This is a genomic window from Sphingomonas sp. ID0503, from assembly GCF_048565625.1.
In the GTDB taxonomy this organism is placed as follows: domain Bacteria; phylum Pseudomonadota; class Alphaproteobacteria; order Sphingomonadales; family Sphingomonadaceae; genus JBLZUR01.
In genome coordinates this window covers 1972238-1995201 of the sequence record NZ_JBLZUR010000002.1, presented here as the reverse complement: position 1 = coordinate 1995201, position 22964 = coordinate 1972238, and the positions used below count along the sequence as shown (strand labels likewise).

Below are 22964 nucleotides of genomic sequence, written 5' to 3'. Positions count from 1 at the left end.
ACCTCTCTTGCATACTGCCGGTCGGGCACCCCTTCCGGCGGCTGGCCTATAGTTTCCACGATAGGGTGACGCCGTATTCGGCCGGGCGGCCAGCGTATCGGCCGGTCGTATCGTAATCGAGAATGGTGTTAATCGTGTAGTACTTGTTGAAGATGTTCTTGCCCCAGAACAGCGCCTTCCAGCGTCCATCTGCCGAGCCGAAGCCGATATTGGCGCCGACCAGCGCACGCTCCCGAACCTCATAATCTTGCTTATCCGATGCCGTGATCGCAAGAATGGCGAGGCTCTTTGTCTGGAACGAAACGTCGGCGCCGAGATAACCGGTGAGGCTTTCCGTGAGCGCGGTTTCGTACTGGATGTTGCCCGACAGCTGCCATTTCGGCGCGAATGGAAGCCGTGCGTCTTTGAACGACGCGAAAACCGGGATCCTCAGCCCCGTCGCGGCATCGAGGTCAGACCCGACAACGCCTTGGTACTCGCGCACCTTGGCGTTGATGTATGTGCCCGACGCGTTGATCGTCAGCCCTGTGAGCGGACGTCCGATGAGTTCGAGCTCGGCGCCCGTGATCCGCGACTTGGGAACGTTGACCAGCGCATCGAGCGGTCCGAAGATACCGTCAACGATCTTGGCCCGAAGCTGCTTGTCCTTATAGTCGTAATAGAAGGCGGCACCGTTCAGCGTCAGCCTGCGGTCGAAAAACTGAGCTTTGAACCCGCCCTCATAGTCCAGCAGCGACTCCTGTTTGATGCCGACGAGCTGGCTCCACGCCGCTGCCGCCACCGTCGGGAAGCTGCCCGCCTTGTAGCCCTTGCGGACGTTGAAGTAGAGGAGGACATCGTCGGTCGCCTTGTAGTCGAGGCCTACGTTCCATGATGTGTTATGCTCTTTCAACCGGCCGACGAACGTGCCGGCGGTGCCGTATGTGCTCGGATCGAGCGGCAGCCCGTCCGGGCCGAGGCGGTTATCGATCGTGAAGGACTCGCCGGGCCGGATCGGCTTATAATTCGGGTAGATGAAGCCGAGAGATCCCCACACGATGTTGAAGAAATTCGTGATACCGGGGGAAAGCGGATCGGGCCGGTCGGTGTTCTCCCGATTGCCGGATACAGCGGTACGCCGCGCCTCTGTATAGCGGACGCCCGCCTTGAAGGTGAGCCGCGGCACGATCTCGTATTCGGCATTTGCGAAAGCCGCATAGTTCCGCATCTTCTGCGACGAGAAGAACAGGCTCTCGCTGAAGCCGTTCAGGATCGCACTCGACGAATCGAGCGTCAGGTCGGAGGTCGATTCCGATACCGTGGTACGCTCGTAATTGCCGCCGACGACCCAACGAAGCGGCCCCGTGTCTCCCGTGAGCCGGAGTTCCTGGCTGAACGAGCGAATCTTACCGCGGAACTGATCAAGGTCCTGGCCGATGAGCGCCGTGCCATCGTATTCGATGCGGCTGTCGATCTTCGTTCGAAGGTAGGAGGAGAGCGACGTCAGCGTCACCGAATCCGCCAGTTCGTAATCGCCGCGCAGGGCCGTTTGCCAGAAGCTGTTGTTGGCGAATGGGCGGCTGCCCGGCGTGAAGTCGGTCGCCCGTGGCTTGTGGGGCGCGAGCGGCGTGTTGAAGATCGGGAGGTCGTCCGGAACGGTGCCGCCCACGCCGACCGTGCCGGGCAGGTTCACCGGATTCCGCTTGTACACCTGCGGGCTCAGCGGATCGTTCCGATCGCGCCAGCCGTTCACGTTGAGCGACAGCTTCAGCCGATCAGTGGCATCCCAGTCAACGAGCAGTCGCGCCGCCACGTTGTCGGTCTTCCCGATCTTGTCGTCTCGCGTGAAGCTCTTCTGCCATTCGTCACCCTTGACGGCCTTGACCGCCAGCCGGGCACGGAGCGTGTCCGTAAGCGGGCCGGAGACGTACCCGCTGGCCTCTACGGTGTTGAAGCGCGCATAGCCCAGCGAGACGCCGGCGCTGAAATCCCGCGTGGGTTTGGCGGCGATGAAGTTGATGGCGCCGCCGGTCGCGTTGTTGCCGAACAGGGTGCCCTGCGGACCCTTAAGGACTTCGACCCGTTCCAGATCGAAGGCGGTAAGCGTCGAGGTGATCGGCAGTGGCAGCGGGACCTGGTCGATGTAGGTCGCCACGTCTGGATAGGCGGCAAGCGAGGATTCGAAAAAGCCGACGCCACGCAGCGTATAGACCGGCGTATTCGCCTGGCTCTGTGTGTAGATAAGGCCCGGCACCGCCTGTGCGAGATCCGCCAGCGTAACGATACGCCGCGCAGCAAGCGCCTCTCCGCTGATGGCGGCAACGGCAAGCCCGACATCTTGGAGCCGCTGTTCGCGCTTTTGCGCCGTGACGATGATGTCTCCATCGGGCGCGGCGGCGGGCGTCTCGCCTGCGGGAGCGGCAGTCTGCGCGCCAGCAAGCGACGAGATCGCAAGCAACGGCAGCATCGAACATCCGACGAACAGATTCTTCATTTCGCGTGCCATCCTGTGGACACCTCCCCTGATGTGAATTTTCTAAAAGTCGGAAAAGACGACGTTCTCGTAAGAGAGGAACGCCGACATCCTCGTCATGTCGCAGAACTTGGCTTCGTCTTCGGCAAGGATTCGGCTCGCTTCGCGTCCTTCAGGCGTATCGAACGCGGCCTCCATCGCGTCGCGACTTTCCCACCATACTTCCGCCAGCGCCTCTGGCGGCTCGACCCAGCCACGCGACCGCGCGAAGGCCTGTATCTCGGGCGCGTCGATGCCGTAGCTCTGGACATAGCGTTTCATGCCAAGGACACGGCCGTAGATCGCCGCCAGCGGGCCGTGCGTATCTCGCCAATAGGACTCGAATTCCTCGAGTGTCAGTTCGGGTCGCCGGTACACGGCGACGATCATCTTGATCACGCCCCCTCCAATGCTTCTGGTTTTGACTGCCCGATAGATCAACGGATTTACGCCGCCCTGAATAGGACATGCGCGCATCCGCGCTTGTATCGCTGCGCAGGTTGCTCATCGCTTGCCCGCCGTCGGTCATGCGAATAGGCTTGAGTCATAAAAGAGTAAGCTGGAGGAGGATTTGGTCCATGAGCGGAACGCAAACTCGTGTGAACTCGCTCGAATGCTTGTCACTCGATGAGTTTGCGGCAGCCGTCCAGGATTTGCCCGTACCCTGGATGCTGGACACACGATCCAGTCGTTTCAGCGCCCGGCTTAGGACACAGCAGGTCGGTTCGCTCCAGTTCGCGGACGTCCGCTTTGGCCCTTGCCGCGCGACACGGTCACGAGGCTCTTCTGGTGAGGATGCGCGCATGTGCCTGACGCTTCAGCGGCAGGGCCAGCATCGTATGTGCTTCCCCGATCATGATGTCGTCCTATCACCCGGCGACATCGTGCTTTGGGATAATCGCGCGCCAATGCGCCTGGAGAACGAGAGCGACGCGAGAGCCTATAACTTCTGGTTCCCGACGCGCTGGGCGGAACTGCGGGTAGGCACAATCCGGGACGGCATTGGCATGAAGACCTCGAGCGCGAGCGGATTGCCCAAGATCGTCAGCCAACATCTTCGCCTCCTTGTCGATGAGGGAGCGACGCTCTCAGGAACGCAGCAGGCACGCCTCCTAGACACGGCGATCGAGCTCTTGTGCCTGCATCTCTCCGAAAGTCTAGTACCCGCAAAATCGCGTGGTAGGCTCAGCAGCCTCGCGCGCCTGGCAAAGGTCCATATCACGGCAGCCGATCTGGATGCCGTGACACTGATGTCGGTGGCGGAGGCTGTGGGAAGCAGCACGCGGAGCCTTCAGCTCGCCTTTGCGGCTGAAGGAACGACGTTCTCCGCCTTCGTTCTTACGACCCGGCTCGATCGGGTCAGAGAGGCGCTTCTGAGCGACAGTTTCGCGGGGTTCAGCGTAACGGACATCGCTCATTGGTTCGGGTTCTTCGACGCCTCCCACCTCAATCGTGCCTTCAGGAAAACGGTCGGGGTCAGCCCGTCCACGTTTCGGGAACGAGCAGGATCTCGACGGCAGAGCGAAGGATGCTAGCAGTAGCGCGATCCCCATCAACCGCGTGTCGGGATGTGTTCACGTGGGTCATCAGCGTGTTGTACCAGTTGGGATATGGCTCAGGAGGGCACAGTCAAACCAACGTGGCAGGCGGGCGCGGGCTGATACTCGCGCCGGATGCCCCGCAGATCACGAGCGCTCCCGCCTAGCCCGTTCCGCCGTCTCAACTCGTCACCTGAGGTGATCGGCTGGTGTGCTGATGTACGTGCGGTTTCCGCTTAGCCTCAGAACGTGGAAGACATGCTGTTCGAGCGCGGGATCGATGTATGTCACGAGACGGTGCGGCTATGGTGGAACAGGTTCGGTCCCATGTTCGCCGGCGACATACGCCGGCAGCGGGTCAGCCGCATGCGCGGGCTCCGGCACTGGCGCTGGCACCTGGACGAGATGTACGTGAAGCTGAACGGCGAGATGGTCTACCTGTGGCGGGCGGTCGATCATGAGGGCGAGGTGCTGGAGAGCTATGTCACCCGTGCCCGCGACAAGGCGGCGGCACTCCGCTTCATGAAGAAGGCGCTGAAGCGCCACGGTTCTCCCGAGGCGATCACCACCGACGGGCTGCGCAGCTACGGCGATGCCATGGACGAGCTTGGCTGCCGCGATCGGCAGGAGGTTGGTCGCTGGGCCAACAACCGGATAGAGAACTCACACCTGCCGTTCCGACGACGAGAACGAGCGATGCTCCGCTTTCGGCAGATGAAGAGCCTGCAGAAGTTCTCGTCCGTCCACGCCAGCCTGCACAATCACTTCGGCCTCGAACGCCACCTCGTTGACCGCCCAACCTACAAGAAACGCCGCTCCGCCGCCCTGGCGGAGTGGCAGCTCATCGCGAGCTAAGCAGCTGCGCTCAAAGACCCAAGTGCATCCTGTGGAGAGCGGTTCGCGTTAGACTGACAGCAACGCAGCCGCTGCATGATGTGCGCCATCGTGCCGTCCCTCTCTGGCGCCAAGCTCAACCGCTTCGCAAGGAAGGTGTCCAGGACGTCGAGTTGAGTGTCGGTCGATCCGCTCGTGAGAAGACGGCCGCCGAGCTCCCCGGCTTCGCGCCCGAGCACTTGGTCGAGCGTCACCGTTCGATCGGCAAGGTCTCCGACCGACACGCCCATCGAACGGGCTAACTCGTCGATGGACATGAAGACGTGGATACCCTCCATGGCTCCGGTGGAGCGGGACAGGGATGTGCCTTGAGCCATCCCCCCGACGAAGCCGTCCCCCGCGCGCAGGCGGATCGTTGCGCCGCTCGCGTCGGTGATCTCGAGCGAGCCCCTAGGTTGATGATAAAGACGCCGCCCGTCAACGCCAGCTCCTGTCGTGTATCGAAGCTGCCGGTGCTCTCGCGCCACCAGCTGTACCGTGTGGCAGCTCCGGCGAGCGCAGGAGAGGGCGCCGCGTCGGCCACATCCCACGAGTCCAGACCGTCGTCGAAAGACTGCGTAAGGGCAAGCCGCGTCACAGAAGAGATATAGCCAAATTAGACGCCCTCGTGAGCCATCGCGTGCGCCACGACCGCGTTGGCGTGGCCATAACCATGCCGTGCTCGGACTTCAGCATCGCCACCAGTTCCATGTGCTTCGCGAGCAGGCGCTGTCGTACAATGTCCAGCCACTCACCTATTGGGCGACCATACTTCTTCTCGATCGCCGGAAAGTACGATGCGGGCCCCTTCGCCTCACTTGCCATGTGCTGAGTCTTCAGCTGCGCAACGCGCCTTTGATGATCCCTCATCGGCCCGGCGTCCAGTCTCCAGCTGCGGGCCTGAACAAGCGTCCGCTTCCCGCAAGTGGTAAGGAGGTGCTGAACGGCCGCTTGTGGGTCATGTTGGCGCTCTCGTGGGAGAGCTCAGCCGGCTTGCCGCGGCTTCAGCGTGCTCGCGACCTGCCTGCGCACGATCTCGCTAACGCAGCCAAAGACCAAATGCGAGGCATATGAATAGAGGTTGCTCGCGATCCCCGCTTTCCAAGGCGCGCTGCCAAGACCTGTGGCGGGGACCGCAGCTTCGTCCAGTATCGTCGCGGTACCAACGCCGAATGCAGTACCATAGCCTGCCGTGATCGATGGCCGGAACTCCGCAGCGACACCATAAGCCGCACCTAGTGCGATACCGATCGCGTAATGGACCGCTTGTCCGGCCAGCGGTTTGTCCGCGGCCGGGATTGTTCTGCCAGTGATAGCCGTCGCAACGGCACCGGCGGCTTTTTCGGTTGCCGGTTCAGGGTCGCTCTCGTTCTCGGGTAGAAGCGGAGATACCACCGCTTGGAACTGGTCCATCGCACAGGAAGCGACGGCGCCCGCGATCACCCCTGCGACCAAACCGCGCGCTATTCTGCCCGCATTGCTCTCACCAGCGTTGGTTGGGGTCGAGGCCATTGCGTATCTCCTTGGTCGCGATCCAGTAACTCTACAGTTGCTAACGGGTGCCGCATGACGAGCCCCAAGCTTCGAAACGATCAGATGGGTGAATGGCCGATTCGGAGAAGCGGGATGGGTGGCACGAACGGCCGAATATGGGTCGCAGCTGCCTTAACGTCCCGCCCGACATCAGCGGTCATGTAGCTGTCTGCAGACACCATCCTAAGCTCAGGTAGATTGATGTTGATCGGAGCTGCGCTTTGTACAGCACAACTCCGATCCGCTCACATCGTCTTCAGCATGTCAATATGGTGCTCCACGACCGGGACGATCCCGGCCGCCGCCAACTTAAGCGCCGGCGCGGTGCCCTCGGCCGCATAGGCCTTCTGCACCGCCAGCGCCTGGTTGTGCGCCGCCTTTTGCTGGGCGACGTAGCGGGTGTCGCGCGCCGGGCCACTCTCCGCGCGAAGCTCCGCCACCAGCTCTTCTTGCAACGGCATCAGCTTCGGCGGCGGCGCCGTCACCTGCGATTTCGCGGCCGCGGCTTCGATCGTTGCGGTGCTCTTGCCGTGATCGGCGACCATCATCGTCGCGAACGATCTTACCTTCGGATCTCTGGTGCTCTCAAGCACGATCTGGCTGGAGGTGCGCTCGTAGAGATCGCTGGCGCCGGCCGTCGCGCCATAGTCGGCCGGGGTCATCACCTGCGCGGCGGCAGGGGCGGCGATCGCCAGCATCAGCGGCGCGCCAAGCATACTTGTCTTCATGGTCCGGTCTCCTGTTCGGCGGGTCACTTGGCGAACGCCGTTTTCAGCTTGGCGATGCTCCAATTCTCGGCATCGTAGGCGCCGCGCACGACCTTCCCCATGCCAAAGAATTCGTGCGTCACGCCCGGGAAGGTCTTCTGCTCGACCTTGCCCCCGGCCACCCGGATCGCATCGGCCAGAGTCTCGCCGTCGGAGCGCAGCGGATCAATCTCGGCATTGACGATTGTCACCGGCGGTAGGTCGCGCAGGTCCGCCTTCACCAGATTGACACGTGGGTCCATCTGTCCGCCTCGGTTTTAGAATGGTAGTAGCCGAACCACTTGAGCATTGGTGTGTTGAGCGGCTTGGCGTTCGCCGAGTCCTGCTTCGACGGCAAGCCCATGTCGCTGTTCGCGATCGGATAGACGGCGAGGATATGGCGCGGCGCGGCGAGTCCGTTGTCGCGCGCATAGATGGCGGTCGCCACCGCAAGGTTGCCGCCCGCGCTCTCGCCGGCGAGCGCCAGCTTCGCTGGATCGCCGCCCTATGCAGCCGCGTTCTGGAGCACCCAGCGATAGGCGTTCGCCGCATCCTCGTGCTGGGCCGGGAATTTGGCCTCCGGCGCATGGCGGTATTCGACCGAGACAACCAACGCGCCGAGCTGCTTGGAGAGCAGGCGCGGCGTATCGTCATAGACGTTTATGTCGGCGATCACCCAGCCGCCGCCATGATAATAGACGATCACCGGCAGCGGCGGCCCGCCCGCGACCGCAGTCGCGGGCTTGTAGATGCGCGCATATTGCATCCGATCGGCGCCGTAGGGGAGTTCCTGGGTCACGACCGTCGGATCGGGCGCGGTCGACATGCCCTGCTTGCGCATCACCGCATGGGCCGCATCGGCGGCGCTCGGCTGGAGCCGCGCCTTAACGGGTGTGAGCGCCTCGATCGGCTTGGCGCCGAGCGTGGCGTGAGCGTCGAGCACCGCCTGCATGTCCGGGGCCACCTTCGCCGCCTGGGTCGCAACCGGTGGCGGCGGCGGAGGCGGTGCGTTGAGCGAGCTTGGCGACTGCGCGAGTGCCGGCGCGGAGACGCCAAGAAGGAGGGCTAGGCCGAGAGGCACGCGCTTGTTCATTCCGATGTCCCTGTGGAGGCCGCCCCGCGTCGCATAACCGCGGGGCGACGGGCGAGTTCCTCTAACCTTAACTAATTCAGTATCTTGATCCATGTTGGCCGGTCCTGCTGCTCGGGAACCCGCCCTAAGGCCGGGGGTTCGGGGGGACGGACTCTGGAGACGAGCGATGAAGAGAAAGATCATCCTTCTGGCGAGCATCGGGGCCGTTACGGCGCTTGCCGGCTCGGTCGCGATCGCCCAGCGCGCCGCTGCGCCGCTGACCCAGGTCGCCGCCTTCGATCATCAGGCGACCGGGGTCGCGGTCACCGCCGACGGTCGCCGCTTCGTCAACTTCCCGCGCTGGACCGAAGACGCGCCGATCTCGGTGGCCGAGGTAATGAAGGATGGCTCGCTCCGCCCCTATCCCGACGCGCGCTGGAACAGCTGGCGGAATGCCCGCGCCAATGAACTACCAGTCAGCGACTATTTCGTCTGCGTCCAGTCGATCGTGCCGGACGGCCACGGGAATCTCTGGGTGGTCGATCCGGGCGCGCCGGGTAACGAGAAGATCCTGGAGGGCGCGCCAAAGCTCGTGAAGATCGATCTCTCCACCAATCGCGTAGCGAAGGTCATCGCGATCCCAGGAGACGTCGCGCTCCAGGGCAGCTATTTGAACGACATCCGCTTCTCGCCCGACGGCCGCATGGGCTACATCACGGACAGCGGCACGCGCGGCGCGATCATCGTCGTCGATCTCGAGAGCGGACGAAGCTGGCGTGCTCTCGACGGGAGTCCGACCACCCAGGTCGACAAAACCGTAACTATCACGCTCGACGGCAAGCCGCTGCGCCGCCCCGATGGCCGCCAGCCGATGTTCTCGTCCGATGGTATCGCGATCGCTGGCGATGGCCGTACGCTCTACTGGCAGGCGCTGACGGGGCAGACGCTCTACGCGATCGACACTGGCCTCCTCCGCGCCGACGTGAGCGACAAGGACCGCCAGCTCGGCGTCCGCACGGTCGCCCGCACCCATGTCGCCGACGGGCTCTGGATGAGCAAGGCGGGAACGCTCTATCTGACCTCGCCGACCGATTATTCGATCACCCGGCTCAATGGCCAGACCGTCACCAAGGTGCTGACCGACCGACGCCTGCGCTGGCCCGACACCTTCTCGGAAGGGCCAGATGGGACGATCTACGTGACCGCCAGTCACATACAGGACACGATGTGGTTCAAGCCCGGCGCTCCGCCAGCGATCCGTACCGAACTCTTCTCCTTTCAGCCTTTACCCTAACCTGGCGCGGAGCTTTGGGCGGGCGTGATCGCCGGTAAGTTTCGCCGGATAGAGAACGCGCTCTTCCTCAGTAGCGGCAACTACCGTTCGATGCTTCGCTCTACTATCGAGCTGAGCTAAGGGGCGCCATCGCAACTCCGGGCTGGCAAGAACACGAACGGCGATCAAGGCTGCCAGCCACGGACGCCGGTGTCACTCTCGCCAGCGTTGGCGCTTGATTCTCATGAACGAATGGCAGGTTCCGAGAGGTGAGCAAGACGCGCCGAACGACCGATTTTGGGTCGTTGCCGCTACGAACCTGACGGGCGACCATCACTCCATTTGTTGCCGTTTGAGAGACGGGCCACCGTCCTCGTTACCTGACGTCCAGAGCGAGAACTTACCGTCCGGTAGCAATCGCCGTCCTCGCGCGCCACCGTCACGCCGCCCTCCTTACGCTCGGAATAACGGTCAACAAGCTGGGCGACGTGCGGGCGCATCAGCACGGTCATCCGCACGAGCTCCTCCATTACGTCGACGATCCGGTCGTAATAGCTGGACGGCCGCATCCGATCGTCGTCGCCGAACTCCTTATAGGCCATGGCGACGGAACTCTGGTTCGGGATCGTGAACATCCGCATCCAGCGGCCGAGCAGGCGCAGCGTGTTGACGCTGTTGAAGGACTGCGATCCGGCCGAAACCTGCATGACGGCGAGCGTGCGGCCCTGCGTGGGGCGCATGCCGCCCATCGCCAGCGGTAGGTGGTCGATTTGAGCCTTCATGACGCCCGTGATCTGGCCGTGCCGCTCAGGGCTGCACCAGACGTGTCCCTCGCTCCACATCGAAAGATCGCGCAGCTCGTGAACGGCGGGATGGTCGTCACCAGCCGCCTGGTCGGGCAGCGGTAGGTCGGAGGGATCGAAGATGCGTGTCTCGGCGCCGAACAACTGGAGCAGACGTGCCGCCTCCTCGACGCACAGGCGCGAGAAGGATCTCGAGCGGAGCGATCCATAGAGCAGGAGAATGCGTGGCGGCGGCTGGTCAGCCCCGAGTCCCAGCGCCGGCCGGTCGATGACGAAGGATCGGTCGAGAGCAGGCAGATGGTCGGGATCGGACAGGACGCGGACGCGGCTCATGTGGTGGCCTTCAGATTTTCGGTGAACAGTAGATCGGCTGCGAAGTGCCCCGCCAGGGCACCCACGATCTGCGCCGCGATGAAGCCCGGCACGCACCCGGGGGCAATGCCGGCGAAGCTGTCGCTCAGCGACCGTGCGATGGTGATCGCGGGATTGGCGAAGCTGGTCGATGACGTGAACCAGTAGGCAGCCGTGATGTAGAGCGCGACGCTGGTCGGGATACTCTCCGGCCGCATCCTCGCTGTGCCGAGGATCGTCACAATGAGGCCGAAGGTGGCAACCGCCTCGCCGCTCCATTGGCCGGGACCGGTGCGAATCTTGTGCGACAGCTGCAGAACCGGGACGTCGAACATCAGGTGGGCGAGCCAAACGCCGAAAATGCCACCGATCAGCTGGGCGAGGACATAACTGATAGCCACCCTGGTGCTGACGTGCCCGCGCAGGCGCATGACGAGTGTGACGGCCGGATTGAGATGCGCCCCGGAGACCGGGCCGAGCATGGAGACGAGCACGAACAGGATCGCGCCTGTCGCCAGCGTGTTGCCGAGGAGCGCGACGGCGACGTTCCCGCCGGCCAGCCGCTCGGCCATGATGCCGGATCCGATGACCGTCGCGAAGAGGATGAGGGTGCCGAGCGCCTCGGACAGGAGGGCGCGGCGGATCACGCCCCGGCGACGCGCCGACCGTCCGCGTCGACGACCTGCTCGCCATCCTCCTTGGCGAAAGCGCCGCGCTGCGCGTCGGGCAGGATGTCCAGGACCGCTTCGGACGGGCGGCAGAGCTTCACCCCGAGCGACGTCACAACCAACGGGCGGTTGATGAGGACCGGGTGCTCCATCATCGCGTCGATCAGGGCCTCGTCGGTCAGCGCCTCGTTATCAAGACCGAGCTCCGCATAGGGCGTGCTCTTCTCGCGGAGCAGCTCTCGGGTCGTCATCCCGGCGCGCTTGATCATCTCAACGAGCAGCGCGCGAGGCGGTGGCGTCTTCAGGTACTCGATTACGTGCGGCTCGACGCCGCTGTTGCGTATCAGCTCAAGCACGTTCCGCGACGTGCCGCAGGCGGGATTGTGGTAGACCACAATATCGGTCACGGCCGGCCCTTCAGCAGCAGGCGAGCTCGGCGAGCAAAGGCTCGCATAATTCGGGACGGCCCTCGCAGCAATCCTTCGCGAGGAAGGTCATGAGAGCACGGAGCGTGTCGATGTTGGCGCGCTGAATTTGTTGTCTGCCCTGTCGCTCGGCAATCACCATCTCGGCTTTGGCGAGCACCGCGAGGTGCGTTGAGAAGGTGCTTTGCATGAGCCCACTTGCCTCGACCAGCGCACCTGTTGGCAAACCGTCCGGTTCGTGGCGAACAAGCAAGCGGAAAGCGTTGAGCCGGGTCGGATGCGCCAGAGCCGCGAGCGCGGCGATTGCCAAATCCTGATTCATAGATCGGGAATATTCGATCAGTGTCCGACAAGCAAGACCTATCGGCTTATCCCGATGAGAACGGCGTCAGCTATGGCTAGTCGTGATGTTCAGAACAGGCGGACGGCTTTGTCCCAAAGCAAGCCGTTGAGACCCGCGCCGCGCGACATGAGCCAATGGCCGAAGTTGGGACGATCGGAAAGCCGCGCGAGTGTCGACTATTGGGCCGTCGCGGCCGCGAGCTGCCATGCGGCTCGCGACCAACTCAGGCCGTTTGGCGGACCGGAAAGCTACGTTAGCCGGCGGCAAGACCCGCCGTTGACCGCCAGATCAGACTTCGCAGGAAATTATCGTCGCCGTTCGCTGATCGGGTTCAATACCGGGGGTGCTGCGGATCCGCTCGGGATCGTTTTGGTCCTAGGGGCAGCGCTCGGCTGCGCTGGCGGCAACATCCTCGCCAAGCGTGCCGGAAACATCGACATGCTCGCGCTGATGGTGTGGAGCGGTCTCGCCGCCGTCCCGCCTCTTCTCGCAGCTGCGCTGGTGATCGAAGGTCCCGAGCTGATGATGCGGAGACTTACGCAGGCGGACGCGTTCGCCTGGGCCACCGTTCCGTGGCAGTCGTTCGCCAATTCGCTGTTCGGTTATTCCGTCTGGATCTGGCTGCTGGCGCGCCATCCCGCCGCCGACGTCGCGCCCATCGGACTTCTGGTGGCGGTGTTGAGCATATCGGCGGCCGCCTGGCTGCTCGCCGAGCCGATGCCGGCCTGGAAGGTTGCCGCGACAGCGCTCGTGCTGACCGGACTTGCTGTCAACGTCTGGAGATCTCGCTCGGGCGGGCACCCCGCAAACGAGATTGATCCGACGGAGGTGAAGTCATGAGCACTGACATCCGGGTGAGAGAAACACATGGAAGCGGCATGGCGTAAACGTTGTTCCGAACTCGTTAGGGCGAGCGTCAAGATCGCACTGAGAGTCGACCTCAGGATCTTCACGATCTGCTACGATCGGTTGCACGATGGCTGGTTACGATCCCGCCCCGAAGTGCCAATTGGCAGCTATCCTCTTCGAGGCTCGCGATAGCTGCCGGTCAGGAAAGTCCCAAAATAGGCTTCTTTAAGCGCCTAGCTGGGCTAACCGACGCGGGTACTGGTTCAGGCGCGCCGGACGTGAAGCTGGACCGAGACCGTCGCGAGTGACGACCGTCCAGTAAGATGAAGGTTGAAGACGAAGCTGCGAGCTTCTGGAAGTGAATGAAATCGGAAGGAGGCTCCGAGCGACCAGAAGGTCGTTTGACACCCGCTGAGGACCTCCTCGAAATGAACACTCTTGTAACAGCCGACACTTATGTTGCGTCGTCGACGCACGCCATGATCAGCCTGATCCTCGGTGCAACCGAGCAGTCGGCAGGCTCACCGATCACCGCCGGCCTGCCCGCCGGCTCGATCTATCTCGACAAGCCGCGGCTCATCATCGGCGGCACGCCGATGATGGTGCCAGTCTTTCAGCCCGCCATGACGCGCGTTGCTGAGGACACGCGCGCCGACGTCATCCTGTCGCGCCATGGCTTCTATCCAGAGGCGCTGAGCCCGGTCCTCTGGGACGTGGCTTATTGGTACAATAACGGCGTCACCTCCGTTTGCGACTACATCCTGTGCGAGACCAGGTATGGAGAGCTTTGGCTCGTCCCGCCCGAGAACGGACCCTATCTGCGGCTGGCCGCCGACGGCATCCACATCGAGGTCGTGCCTGATTTCGTCAGCTGGGATGAGCGGAATCACGGCGTCTGCCAGGCCGCGAAGCGGATCCGCAATGCAGCCATGGAGGCGTGGCGCTGATGGCGGCTCAGATGAAGATTCCAGCCGGTCTGGACTACGCGCCAATCTCTGGCACCAATCCAAACCTCTCCTATGGCGTGGTCGAAGCCGCGAACGGTGACGAACCGAGACGCACGCTCAGTGATGTCCTCGTTCGGCGCCTTTTTCCGACCGAGCGGCCGGGGCCGGGGCTCCCATGGCAGAACCCAACCTGCGAGGAGTGGGATGTTATCCTGCCCCGCGAGGCTTGCGACGGCTTTGGTGATCCGCAGGTGCTGTCACAGGCGTATCATTTGAAAGCACGGGAAAAGATCCAGCACCTCGCAGCGGTCGTGACCTTACGCTTTCCGGAGATCGAAGACTCGGCAGTGCGAATGCACCTGCATGAGGCGTGGGAGCTGTCGCGCGGCTTCGCTTTCACGCTCACCCGCAAGCTCGAGGTCGCTGGCGTCGTGATCCTGCATGTGCCCGCCCGCTCCTGGGGCGCGAATGGCGCTCACGCGCACCTCGTTATCCCGGTTCGGAGGATCGGCTCCGCGGTCGGCTTCTCGACCTTCGTGAAGCAGCTCATCAACCCCGCCGAGGGCCGCAAGCTCATCGACGCTGAGTGGTCGGCTCATCGCGAGGGAGCCGGTTATGCAGGATGAGGCTTCGATCCTCGCTCGCTTCGACGCGTGGTTGGCGCAAGCGCAGGATGCGACCCGGGATGAGGCTTTCACCAGCGGCGATCGCGCCATCGCAATCGGCTTCATCTTGCGTCAGGCGCGCGAGGTGGATGCCGGCATTACGGCTTCAGAGCTTGCGGAAATGCTCGTGATCGCGGCCGAGAGCATCCGGCATGGTCTCGCTCTGGACGATGGCAAAACGCAGCGCCTGTTCGGGCTAGACTCTGGATCGACCCTCGACGCTCTTCGCGAGGTGCCGATCACACAATGGCCGCTCGCGCCGGTCGAGCGGGTCATCGTCCTCATGGAGAGTGTCACGCTCGCTGCCACGCTGCTGTCGGACGTGGAGCGAGCATGCGCCTGGTTCCGCAAGCCAAATAGCGCGTCCTTAACCGCCGGGCGATCTGCGCTGGCACTTATGCTCGAGGAGCAGGACGGAGTGCGCAAGGTGCGGGACTATCTACGCAGCGAGGTCTGGGGCTGAAGCGCACCGAGACTGGTCAGCCCCGGACGGCCGACTGACCGATGACGAGAAAATGGCTGCTGCGTGATCAGTAGCAGATGGAGGAAATGATGATCACCAACTCAGACGGCGAAGGACAGCCGCGGGAGACGACACGATGATCGTGGTCACCGTTCAGCTCTGGCCCTTTGGCAAGGAGGAAGAAGCCCGAACCCTAGCCGAGGCCAGGATCGCCAACACCAGCCTCAACATTCTCGAAAATCGCTACACCGCGTACGTCACTGAGGAAGCAGCGCCCGAACTTGGCATTTCCGGAATGGATAAGAAGATTCACATCCAGGAGCAAGATCGTCGGCAGAGCGTCTGGGCGCTTATCAATCGGGTGATCGACGAGGCCATGGTGAGCAAAGCGTCAGACTAAGGTTGGAGAGATTCCCGCCGCGAGCACTTGCGCGAGCGGCGGGAGCCGAACTGAGCGCCTGAGAGTCTCTTGGACCTGGAAGCAAGATGTTTTTTGAAGTCCAGCGATCGCCAAGGGAGTGCGCGCTTCGCACCAGCACGCGAAGCTTGCGGCCGTAGCGATCGGAAGTGGGCTACGGCAGGCCTCCGCTCCCGGTTTTCACGGGAGCGAAGTTAGAATGCTCGAATACCGGCGGCAAGCAAGTCGAATGTGAGGTGCCGACCGCCAGGTGGCGGTCGGGGTAATCAGGGATCGATGGTACGTTGATGAAGATCAGCGTGATGGGCGATGGTGATTCGCTCCGCACCGCCCGATCGGCTTTCAGCGCTCGTCAGGCTGAGAGCGGCGACAGCTCGAAGTTGGCTAGCAGTACGGCGACATCGGCGTACACGGCAACTGCACCCGCATTCTTCGGTTGAGCCGCGCTGAATGGACCGGACGTCAGTCCGACTGCTGGAATATCAGTCTTAAGCGCCCCTCGACATCGTACGGGGTGTCTCGGAGAACGATCGCGTGGTCGGGTTCGATATCAACCTTCTCAAGCGCTGCGTCGAAGCTGTCAGCCGGTGGCTTCTATGCCGACGATATGCGAATACGTCAGCTACATATGACTGCTGGTAGAGGCTCTCTGAAGCCGCACTCGCTTAGGCTTCTCATATCAACGAGGTTCAGCGCGAGGGGAGCAGAGATCGGTGCAGGCCGAGGCGGTCACCGCACAGCTGGACGCGATAGACCTGTGCTTCGGCGATGTCGACGATTGCCGCGATCGGGAGACGGACCGGTGTTGAGATCATTGTACGATCTATATCGGAAAAGCCGCCGGTATAGACTCCCTCGATCTCTCCATGAAAAGCCGCGCGATGTCCTGCCGTGAACAGGAAGGACAACCGGATCTTTTCCGGTCTGATCAGTTCCGCGAGGCGAGGGCCTTCGGCGCTGATCTCGTCAATAAGATCAAGCAGGTGCGCTGTGTCGGCGAGCCAGGCGCGCACCATGACCTCGGTCTGGCTGTCGTGAGCTTCTGCGGTTTTGTCCCAAGGGGCATGATGTGGAGGGCGGATCTCGTCTGGGACGCCCGACTTTAGCTGACGTTTTCGGGCGTAATAGTCCTCTTCAGCCCAGCCGTTTCTCAACTGCCCATCGGCGATCTGGAACAGGGTTATTCCGCCCCATGTCGATACACGGCCGTTCTTCGCGCTCACCCCGTGTTCGGTAAAGCGCAGCGCCACAGCGTCCGTCCCGATCACCGTATCATGCGCGGTGACGCATAGACCGGGGAACTGATCAAGCTGCGCGACCGTAGCGGGAAGATAGGCCTCCTCACGCCCGTCGAGGACAATGCCCCCAATGGATAGACAATACCGGGGCGACATGACGACACGCGCAGCCTCCGGATTGTGCGCCGTCAGGAAATCAACCGCGAATCCCCGGAGAAGCCGAACGTTGCGATCTATCATATCAACCAACTTTTCCTAAAGTACGTCTTGCAACGGCAAAGACAACGCTCAGTAGCTCTTGGGCAGCCCCAGGCTGTGCTGTGCGATGTGGTTTAGAACCATTTCTCGGCTGACCGGGGCGGTTTTGTGGAGACGCGCAACGAACCACAGGTCAGCTAAGCCGTACTCATAGGAAAGCCCATTGCCGCCATGGACCTGTATAGCCTGATCAAGCGCCTTGAGCGAAGCGTCGGCGGCGAGCAGCTTGGCCATGTTTGCAGCTTCCGCCGCATCTTCCCCCCGGTCGAACAGATCGGCGGCACGCGCCGTCATAAGCCGCGCGGCCTGAACGCCCGCGTAGCTATCGGCGAGCGGATGGGAAACACCCTGATGCGCCCCGATCGGCACCTGCCATACCTTACGCTCGACGGCGTACTGAGCGGCCTGAGCGAGAGCGAAGCGTGCGATGCCGTTATTGATTGCCGCTGCAGCCATGCGCTCTGGATTGAGGCCAACAAAGACTTGCTTGAGGCCCTTCCCAGGCTCGCCGATCAACGCCTCGGCCGGAAGCTTTATGTCGTCATAGAACGTGAAGAACGTTTTTTCCGGAACCATGACGGCGGAGTCGATTGCTTTCCAACTGAGACCAACCGAATCAGTGGGCACGAGGACAAGCGACAATGCCGACCGCTCGGGCGTCGACAGATCGGCGTCGCGCGCAACGACCAGCACGGCATCCGCCTCGTCAATCGCCGACGTCCAGTACTTAGCACCCTTCAGAAGCCAGCCGTCTCCATCCCGCCTTATCGTGGTGGAAACGTTGTGGGTATTGGTCCCGGCATCCGGCTCCGTGATGCCAAATGAGATTTTCCGCTCACCGCTCGCAAGCGCCGGGAGCCATTCGCGCTTCATGGCATCAGAGCCATATGTGGCGATGATCGGCACGGTGATGGAGTTGATCACAAGCTGAAGCAACGGACAGCCATGTGCCGCCACCTCCTCGACCATCAGCTGGTATTCGGACATTCCGACCCCGCCGCCGCCAAACTCCTCCGGCGCGTGCATCCCGAGAAACCCGGCCTGACCGAGTTCTCTCCACAACTCGTCCGGCCGTTCGTTCTTGCGAACCAGTTCTTGAAAGTATCCACGGCCGAATCGCGACATCAGGCGCGCGACGCTCCTGCGCAGATCGGAATGATGATCCGCCTGATCTACGAGTCCGTTGTGGAAGATCGATTGCGATGACATTCTCATTCTCCGCTAGTTCTAGCTTGGCCAGCTGAAGAAGCCTTGGCCGCTTTTCTGACCCAACCGTCCCTCGGAGACCATGCGCTCCAGCAAAGGGGGAGCGGCGTATCGAGAGCCATGCGCACGCTCCAGGGCGCGCGCGACATCCAGCCGCACGTCGAGGCCGACGATATCGCTAAGCCGCAATGGACCAACGGGGTGCCGGTAGGCCAACGTCGCCGCGCGATCGATGTCTTCGGCGCTCGCAACGCCGCTTTCCAGCATCCTGATCGCTTCCAGCGACGCGATAAGATCGAGCCGGCTGGTCGCGAAGCCCGGTATGTCGAGAACGACGAGGGTTTCCTTTCCCATCCAGCGTCCGATCTCGCGCGCTTCATCGACAGCCGCTTCCGCCGTAGCGCCACCGCGCACGATTTCGACGAGCTTGAGGGACCAGACAGGATTGAAGAAGTGCATCCCAAGGAAGATCGTCGGATCGGCGACTGCCGTCGCCAGACGGTCGATCGACAATGCGCTCGTATTGCTGGCCAGGAGGCGCGGTGAACGGGCAGCGGCGGCAGTGAGCACCTTGAGCTTGAGGGCTTTATCCTCAGGAACGCTCTCGATAATGACGTCTTCGCGCAACGGTACGTCCGACGTGGATGCGACGCGCCGGATACGCCCGATCAACTCCGAGGCTCCGGACGCACTGAGCTTGCCTCGGGAGACCGCACCCTGTGCCGCGTCCGCCACGGTGCGCATCATCGCCTCCGCGCGCTCGTTGCCTGGTTCGACGACCGTGACCTCACCGCCCGCCTGAGCGGCGACATAAGCGATGCCGATGCCCATCGTACCGCCGCCAATAACCGTAACCCTTTTCATCGGCCGCTCCAGATGGGAACTCTTTTCTCTGCGAAGGCACGCGCGCCTTCCTGTGCGTCTTCCGACCCGATGACGGATTCGGCCAGCGGACGCTGCCGTTCCCAGACTTCGGTGGACAGCCAGTCGCGCGCCTCGTTCATGATCCGCTTGGCCATGGCGACCGACAGCGGCGCATTGGCGGCGATCACCTTTGCAAGGTCGATCGCCGTTTGCAGGGCCTGGCCATCCTCCGTCAGCCGATTGACCAGACCAAGTCGGTAGGCTTCCGGCGCAGCAAGTCGCTGCCCGGTGAGCACGTACTCGAGCGCTATGCCGAACGGCATACGCTGAGCGAGCCGCACCATCCCACCGGATCCGGCGACAAGGCCGCGACTGACCTCTGGCAGACCGAATTGCGCCCCGGTCCCCGCCACGATCAGATCACATGCCAGCGCCAGCTCGAACCCGCCGGCCAGCGCAAAGCCTTCGACCGCGGCAATCAAGGGCTTCACAGGCGGCCGCTCCGTCACGCCTGCGAACCCCCGTCCGGGAAGTTCCGGCCGAGCGCCGGCCACGAAATCCTTCAGATCCATCCCGGAGGAAAATTGCCCCCCCGTTCCGGTGATGATCGCGACGCTGAGACCCGGATCGCTGTCGAGGTCGTCCAACGCGGCTGCAATGGCGACGGAAACATCGCGGTTGACGGCATTCCGTCGATGCGGCCGATTGATCGAGATGATCAGAACGGCGCCGTCGCGGTCGACAAGCACGGGCGCCTCGCCTTCGTCATTCAAAGCCACTCATCCCCATCCTCTTGTTTTCAATTGAGACATGATGCCGCACAGTTCTGCAGCGGCCTGTCTTAAGGTTCAGGCGGATAACGCAGCGCGCCGGCCGGGCCCGCTGCAAACGCCTTCTACAATCAGCCCCGAACGACCATCCCTTGCTCTTAGCCGAAGAAGGCTTACAACACTCCTGTTGTAAGCGTCAACGGCGATCGGATGGTGGCGTTGATCACTTGATCCAAAAGGCGACATGGTGGGAGCGGACGATGACATTGTGTTCGATGGCGGCGTTTGTCCTGCCGTGCGGCAGACCGAGAACTAGACGAACGTGAAGGTTGAGCAGCAGGCGCTGCGCCTAGATAATGAGAGTTAGGAGACGGCGGCAGATGGATCAGGGTAAGTTTTCGTGGCACCTCGCCTTGCGAGAGGATGCCGGGTTGGCGATCGGTTTTCGTTCCTCTCATGGCGCAGCATGCCGACAACTGCTCCGGGACGTGGTAAGGCCATGACCGTGACGCTTATGGCGCCGCCGACACTCCTCGACTTTCTGAGCGTGAATGCCGTTGACGACCCCGATCGGCCTTGCGTCATCTTTGGGGAGGAGGTGGTCAGCTTCTTCGAAATGGATTGCCGAAGTCATCGGTTGGCCACCGCGCTCCAGCAGCGCGGCGTTGGCCCCGGCGACAGGGTCGCGATCATCGGTCACACGAGCATCGCTTTCTACGAGCTGGTGTTCGCCTGTGCCAAGCTGGGCGCCATCATGAACCCCCTGAACTGGCGCCTGTCGCCGCGCGAGATCGCCGCCATAATCGCTGACGGCGCGCCCAAGCTCATCATCGTAGATCCCAGCTTACGCCACCTCCTCGGCGAGGTTGTCGATGTAGCCGACACGATAGATTTGGGCGAGCCGTTCGTAGCTTGGCGCGATGGCGCCCGGGCGTCCGGAAACTTGCCGGTCTCTGATCCCGAAAAGCCTCTTCTCCTTCTCTACACATCGGGAACGACAGGCGTACCCAAGGGGGTGATGCTCAGTCAGGCGAGCGTGGCGCTGAATGGGCGGACTGCACGGGAGGCTTGGAGTTTCACACGAGATAGCGTCAATCTCGTCGCCATGCCGCTCTTCCATGTCGGAGGAATTGGCTACGGAATGATGGCTCTCAGCCAGGGCGGCACCACTGTGCTGCTGGCGCAGCCCGATGCGGCCTCCCTGAAGGATGTCATGACCCGCCATCGGGTGACGCACGCATTCTTCGTACCGTCCGTCATTCTGCGCTTGGTCGAGCATCTCGAGGAAAGCGGCTCGACACTGCCGTCTCTCGAGCTGGTGATTTACGGTGCGGCACCGATCAGTCCCACCTTGCTTCAGCGCGCCACGGCCGTTCTCGGCTGCGACTTCGCCCACGCCTACGGCATGACGGAGACGGCGGGAACCGTCGTGACGCTGCTGCCCAAGGACCATGACCCGGCGGGCCCTCACCCGGAGCGCCTTTCATCCTGCGGGCAGGCTGTCGCATGGGCGCAGGCGCGCATAGTCGATCCGACGACCGGCACCGATGCTGAACCGGGTGTCACCGGGGAACTCTGCATCCGCTCCCCCATGGTCATGCTCGGGTACTGGAATCGCGAAGGCGCTACTCGCGAGGCGCTGAGTGAGGATGGCTGGCTGAGAACGGGTGATGCTGCCGCGTTCGACGGGGATCGCTACATTTACCTTCGCGGCAGATACAAGGACATGATCGTATCGGGCGGAGAGAACATCTATCCGGTCGAAATCGAAAACGTGATGAGCGCGCATCCTGCGGTGGCCGAAGTCGCCGTCATCGGCGTTCCCCATGAATTGTGGGGCGAGACGCCGCGTGCCTTTGTCGTGCTTCGTGCAGACTTTCAAGCAAGCGACAGTGATTTGATAACGTTCACCCGATCGATGCTCGCCCGCTACAAGTGCCCGACTTCAGTGATTTTCAAGGAGACTTTGCCGAAGAACGCTTCGGGGAAGATACTCAAACACGAACTCGGATAGGTAAGCGAGCGCGGGGCTCGTCAGGGGCAGGGGTCCGGCAGTTGTGCATGAACCGCCTCGATAGCTGCGACGACCGCCTCGTCTAGCGTGACGTCGATGCTTGCTATGGCAACCGCCAGTTGTTGGGGCGTGGTCGCTCCGATGATGTTCGCGGTAACAAAGGGTTGCTGGTTGACGAAGGCGAGCGCCATGGTGGCGGCATCCAAACCGTGGGCATGGGCGATCGCCACATACTGGGCGGTGGCGATCGGCTGCGTGGGCCGATCATAACGCGCGAAGTTCCAGGTGACCGCCAAACGCGATCCGGGGGGCGTCACGCCGCCCAGATACTTTCCGGTAAGGTGACCGGCCGCAAGCGGAGAATATGCAAGCAAACCGACGCCTTCGCGTAGGGAGAACTCCGCGAGACCACCTTCATATAGCCGATTCAGGAGATTGTAGGCGTTCTGGATCGAGGCGATACGCGGCAGCCGGCCATCCCGCGCAAGCCTGAGATATTCGGCCGCGCCCCACGACGTCTCGTTAGACACGCCCACATGGCGCACCTTACCGGCCGTCACCAGATCGGCGAGGACCGAAAGCGTTTCCTCGATGGGAACCGTATCGGGGTGATCGTCGAGGGAGTTGCGCGCCCTGTCACCAAACATCGCGACGGTGCGATCGGGCCAATGAATTTGGTAGAGGTCGAGATAATCGGTCCTTAGCCGTCGCAAGCTATCGTTGATGGCCTGTTCGATATTACGCCGATCCAGGCGATTGTTCCCGCCTCTAACCGGCCGCTTGGGATCGAAGGCGGGGCCAGCCACCTTGCTTGCGAGGATGGTGGTCTCCCGCCGCTTGCGACCCTGCAGCCAAGTACCGATGATCTCCTCGGTCCGGCCTTGAGTTTCCCGGCTTGGCGGAGTGACCGGGTACAATTCTGCTGTGTCGATGAAGTTGACCCCGTGATCAGTCGCATAGTCGAGCTGATCATGGGCCTCGCTTTCACTGTTCTGAGAGCCCCATGTCATCGATCCCAGGCAGATCGCGCTGACGTTCAGATCCGAGTGGCCGAGGCGGCGGTACTTCATTGATCACTCCTCCCGATCCGAACTCAGCCTTTGATGCGACGTCGCCTCCCGCCGCCAAGCGTCAGCTATTGCCATGGACCTTCCTG

Annotated in this window: 23 protein-coding genes and 2 pseudogenes; 9 read left to right on the top strand and 16 right to left on the bottom strand. The window is 62.5% G+C overall.

The features are described 5' to 3' along the window. Positions 1-46: 46 nt before the first annotated feature. Positions 47-2473, bottom strand: coding sequence for a TonB-dependent receptor (locus ACM608_RS10700; RefSeq protein ID WP_419683207.1), 2427 nt, complete (start codon positions 2471-2473; stop codon positions 47-49). A gap of 42 nt (positions 2474-2515) precedes the next feature. Then, positions 2516-2881 (bottom strand): EthD domain-containing protein, encoded by a 366-nt coding sequence (locus ACM608_RS10695; protein WP_419685175.1) that lies wholly within the window; start codon positions 2879-2881, stop codon positions 2516-2518. A 188-nt stretch (positions 2882-3069) separates the two neighbouring features. Between ACM608_RS10695 and ACM608_RS10690 the strand changes: the two genes are divergently transcribed. Next, positions 3070-4026, top strand: coding sequence for a helix-turn-helix domain-containing protein (locus tag ACM608_RS10690; protein ID WP_419683206.1), 957 nt, complete (start codon positions 3070-3072; stop codon positions 4024-4026). A gap of 138 nt (positions 4027-4164) precedes the next feature. Then, a pseudogene (locus tag ACM608_RS10685) lies at positions 4165-4884 on the top strand (IS6 family transposase). Here the strand turns inward: ACM608_RS10685 and ACM608_RS10680 are convergent. The 5 genes and pseudogenes from ACM608_RS10680 to ACM608_RS10660 all read right to left on the bottom strand — a co-directional run bounded on the left by ACM608_RS10680 (position 4881) and on the right by ACM608_RS10660 (position 8007). Next, positions 4881-5180 (bottom strand): hypothetical protein, encoded by a 300-nt coding sequence (locus tag ACM608_RS10680; RefSeq protein WP_419683205.1) that lies wholly within the window; start codon positions 5178-5180, stop codon positions 4881-4883. The pseudogene ACM608_RS10685 and the gene ACM608_RS10680 overlap by 4 nt on opposite strands. Before the next feature lie 316 nt (positions 5181-5496). Continuing rightward, positions 5497-5727: a DUF4287 domain-containing protein gene (locus ACM608_RS10675; protein ID WP_419683204.1), complete on the bottom strand. Its 231-nt coding sequence runs from the start codon at positions 5725-5727 to the stop codon at positions 5497-5499. A 159-nt stretch (positions 5728-5886) separates the two neighbouring features. After that, the gene (locus ACM608_RS10670; RefSeq protein ID WP_419683203.1) at positions 5887-6414 is read right to left on the bottom strand and encodes a DUF1440 domain-containing protein; all 528 of its coding nucleotides are present in this window, start codon (positions 6412-6414) and stop codon (positions 5887-5889) included. Between the two features lie 266 nt (positions 6415-6680). Further along, positions 6681-7163, bottom strand: coding sequence for a DUF4142 domain-containing protein (locus ACM608_RS10665; protein WP_419683202.1), 483 nt, complete (start codon positions 7161-7163; stop codon positions 6681-6683). A gap of 23 nt (positions 7164-7186) precedes the next feature. Next, positions 7187-8007, bottom strand: a pseudogene (locus ACM608_RS10660) (alpha/beta hydrolase). A 433-nt stretch (positions 8008-8440) separates the two neighbouring features. On the opposite strand from ACM608_RS10660, the gene ACM608_RS10655 reads away from it, so the two are divergent. After that, positions 8441-9547, top strand: a complete 1107-nt coding sequence (locus ACM608_RS10655; protein WP_419683201.1) for an L-dopachrome tautomerase-related protein — start codon at positions 8441-8443, stop codon at positions 9545-9547. A gap of 290 nt (positions 9548-9837) precedes the next feature. Here the strand turns inward: ACM608_RS10655 and arsH are convergent, their stop codons facing one another. From arsH to ACM608_RS10635, 4 genes are read right to left on the bottom strand one after another with little or no spacing between them, the layout of a single operon-like run. Beyond that, the gene (gene arsH / locus ACM608_RS10650; protein WP_419683200.1) at positions 9838-10662 is read right to left on the bottom strand and encodes an arsenical resistance protein ArsH; all 825 of its coding nucleotides are present in this window, start codon (positions 10660-10662) and stop codon (positions 9838-9840) included. Then, complete coding sequence (locus tag ACM608_RS10645; RefSeq protein ID WP_419683199.1) at positions 10659-11327, bottom strand: aquaporin; 669 nt, start codon at positions 11325-11327, stop codon at positions 10659-10661. The genes arsH and ACM608_RS10645 overlap by 4 nt, the downstream gene beginning before the upstream one ends. Next, positions 11324-11755, bottom strand: coding sequence for an arsenate reductase (glutaredoxin) (arsC, locus tag ACM608_RS10640; RefSeq protein ID WP_419683198.1), 432 nt, complete (start codon positions 11753-11755; stop codon positions 11324-11326). The genes ACM608_RS10645 and arsC overlap by 4 nt, the downstream gene beginning before the upstream one ends. A gap of 10 nt (positions 11756-11765) precedes the next feature. Further along, the gene (locus ACM608_RS10635; RefSeq protein WP_419683197.1) at positions 11766-12095 is read right to left on the bottom strand and encodes an ArsR/SmtB family transcription factor; all 330 of its coding nucleotides are present in this window, start codon (positions 12093-12095) and stop codon (positions 11766-11768) included. Positions 12096-12149: 54 nt separating this feature from the next. On the opposite strand from ACM608_RS10635, the gene ACM608_RS10630 reads away from it, so the two are divergent. From ACM608_RS10630 to ACM608_RS10610, 5 genes are all read left to right on the top strand, one after another. Next, positions 12150-12956, top strand: a complete 807-nt coding sequence (locus tag ACM608_RS10630) for a DMT family transporter (RefSeq protein WP_419683196.1) — start codon at positions 12150-12152, stop codon at positions 12954-12956. Between the two features lie 437 nt (positions 12957-13393). Continuing rightward, complete coding sequence (locus ACM608_RS10625) at positions 13394-13912, top strand: hypothetical protein (RefSeq protein ID WP_419683195.1); 519 nt, start codon at positions 13394-13396, stop codon at positions 13910-13912. Then, the gene (locus ACM608_RS10620; RefSeq protein WP_419683194.1) at positions 13903-14538 is read left to right on the top strand and encodes a hypothetical protein; all 636 of its coding nucleotides are present in this window, start codon (positions 13903-13905) and stop codon (positions 14536-14538) included. The genes ACM608_RS10625 and ACM608_RS10620 overlap by 10 nt, the downstream gene beginning before the upstream one ends. Further along, positions 14528-15040, top strand: coding sequence for an antitoxin Xre/MbcA/ParS toxin-binding domain-containing protein (locus ACM608_RS10615; RefSeq protein WP_419683193.1), 513 nt, complete (start codon positions 14528-14530; stop codon positions 15038-15040). Before ACM608_RS10620 ends, ACM608_RS10615 begins: the two co-directional genes overlap by 11 nt. Before the next feature lie 136 nt (positions 15041-15176). Then, complete coding sequence (locus ACM608_RS10610; protein WP_419683192.1) at positions 15177-15440, top strand: hypothetical protein; 264 nt, start codon at positions 15177-15179, stop codon at positions 15438-15440. A gap of 707 nt (positions 15441-16147) precedes the next feature. On the opposite strand, the gene ACM608_RS10605 is transcribed toward ACM608_RS10610, so the two are convergent. The 4 genes from ACM608_RS10605 to ACM608_RS10590 form a co-directional block, all read right to left on the bottom strand. Then, on the bottom strand, positions 16148-16708 hold the full coding sequence (locus ACM608_RS10605) for a hypothetical protein (protein ID WP_419683191.1): 561 nt from the start codon (positions 16706-16708) through the stop codon (positions 16148-16150). Between the two features lie 276 nt (positions 16709-16984). Continuing rightward, the gene (locus ACM608_RS10600; protein WP_419683190.1) at positions 16985-18163 is read right to left on the bottom strand and encodes an acyl-CoA dehydrogenase family protein; all 1179 of its coding nucleotides are present in this window, start codon (positions 18161-18163) and stop codon (positions 16985-16987) included. A gap of 18 nt (positions 18164-18181) precedes the next feature. Next, entirely contained in the window at positions 18182-19024 is an 843-nt protein-coding gene (locus tag ACM608_RS10595) for a 3-hydroxyacyl-CoA dehydrogenase family protein (protein WP_419683189.1), read from the bottom strand. Continuing rightward, entirely contained in the window at positions 19021-19803 is a 783-nt protein-coding gene (locus ACM608_RS10590; protein WP_419683188.1) for a crotonase/enoyl-CoA hydratase family protein, read from the bottom strand. The genes ACM608_RS10595 and ACM608_RS10590 overlap by 4 nt, the downstream gene beginning before the upstream one ends. Before the next feature lie 490 nt (positions 19804-20293). Between ACM608_RS10590 and ACM608_RS10585 the strand changes: the two genes are divergently transcribed. Further along, positions 20294-21808 (top strand): AMP-binding protein, encoded by a 1515-nt coding sequence (locus ACM608_RS10585; RefSeq protein ID WP_419683187.1) that lies wholly within the window; start codon positions 20294-20296, stop codon positions 21806-21808. A 20-nt stretch (positions 21809-21828) separates the two neighbouring features. On the opposite strand, the gene ACM608_RS10580 is transcribed toward ACM608_RS10585, so the two are convergent. Beyond that, positions 21829-22878, bottom strand: a complete 1050-nt coding sequence (locus ACM608_RS10580) for an aldo/keto reductase (protein WP_419683186.1) — start codon at positions 22876-22878, stop codon at positions 21829-21831. Positions 22879-22964 lie beyond the last annotated feature (86 nt).

Bases quoted from the DNA above. Each gene is read 5' to 3' on its own strand.
- ACM608_RS10700 (WP_419683207.1), bottom strand. From the start codon at position 2,473: ATGAAGAATCTGTTCGTCGGATGTTCGATGCTGCCGTTGCTTGCGATC.
- ACM608_RS10695 (WP_419685175.1), bottom strand. From the start codon at position 2,881: ATGATCGTCGCCGTGTACCGGCGACCCGAACTGACACTCGAGGAATTC.
- ACM608_RS10690 (WP_419683206.1), top strand. From the start codon at position 3,070: ATGAGCGGAACGCAAACTCGTGTGAACTCGCTCGAATGCTTGTCACTC.
- ACM608_RS10680 (WP_419683205.1), bottom strand. From the start codon at position 5,180: ATGTCCATCGACGAGTTAGCCCGTTCGATGGGCGTGTCGGTCGGAGAC.
- ACM608_RS10675 (WP_419683204.1), bottom strand. From the start codon at position 5,727: ATGGCAAGTGAGGCGAAGGGGCCCGCATCGTACTTTCCGGCGATCGAG.
- ACM608_RS10670 (WP_419683203.1), bottom strand. From the start codon at position 6,414: ATGGCCTCGACCCCAACCAACGCTGGTGAGAGCAATGCGGGCAGAATA.
- ACM608_RS10665 (WP_419683202.1), bottom strand. From the start codon at position 7,163: ATGAAGACAAGTATGCTTGGCGCGCCGCTGATGCTGGCGATCGCCGCC.
- ACM608_RS10655 (WP_419683201.1), top strand. From the start codon at position 8,441: ATGAAGAGAAAGATCATCCTTCTGGCGAGCATCGGGGCCGTTACGGCG.
- arsH (WP_419683200.1), bottom strand. From the start codon at position 10,662: ATGAGCCGCGTCCGCGTCCTGTCCGATCCCGACCATCTGCCTGCTCTC.
- ACM608_RS10635 (WP_419683197.1), bottom strand. From the start codon at position 12,095: ATGAATCAGGATTTGGCAATCGCCGCGCTCGCGGCTCTGGCGCATCCG.
- ACM608_RS10630 (WP_419683196.1), top strand. From the start codon at position 12,150: ATGAGAACGGCGTCAGCTATGGCTAGTCGTGATGTTCAGAACAGGCGG.
- ACM608_RS10625 (WP_419683195.1), top strand. From the start codon at position 13,394: ATGAACACTCTTGTAACAGCCGACACTTATGTTGCGTCGTCGACGCAC.
- ACM608_RS10615 (WP_419683193.1), top strand. From the start codon at position 14,528: ATGCAGGATGAGGCTTCGATCCTCGCTCGCTTCGACGCGTGGTTGGCG.
- ACM608_RS10610 (WP_419683192.1), top strand. From the start codon at position 15,177: ATGATCGTGGTCACCGTTCAGCTCTGGCCCTTTGGCAAGGAGGAAGAA.
- ACM608_RS10600 (WP_419683190.1), bottom strand. From the start codon at position 18,163: ATGTCATCGCAATCGATCTTCCACAACGGACTCGTAGATCAGGCGGAT.
- ACM608_RS10595 (WP_419683189.1), bottom strand. From the start codon at position 19,024: ATGAAAAGGGTTACGGTTATTGGCGGCGGTACGATGGGCATCGGCATC.
- ACM608_RS10585 (WP_419683187.1), top strand. From the start codon at position 20,294: ATGACCGTGACGCTTATGGCGCCGCCGACACTCCTCGACTTTCTGAGC.
- ACM608_RS10580 (WP_419683186.1), bottom strand. From the start codon at position 22,878: ATGAAGTACCGCCGCCTCGGCCACTCGGATCTGAACGTCAGCGCGATC.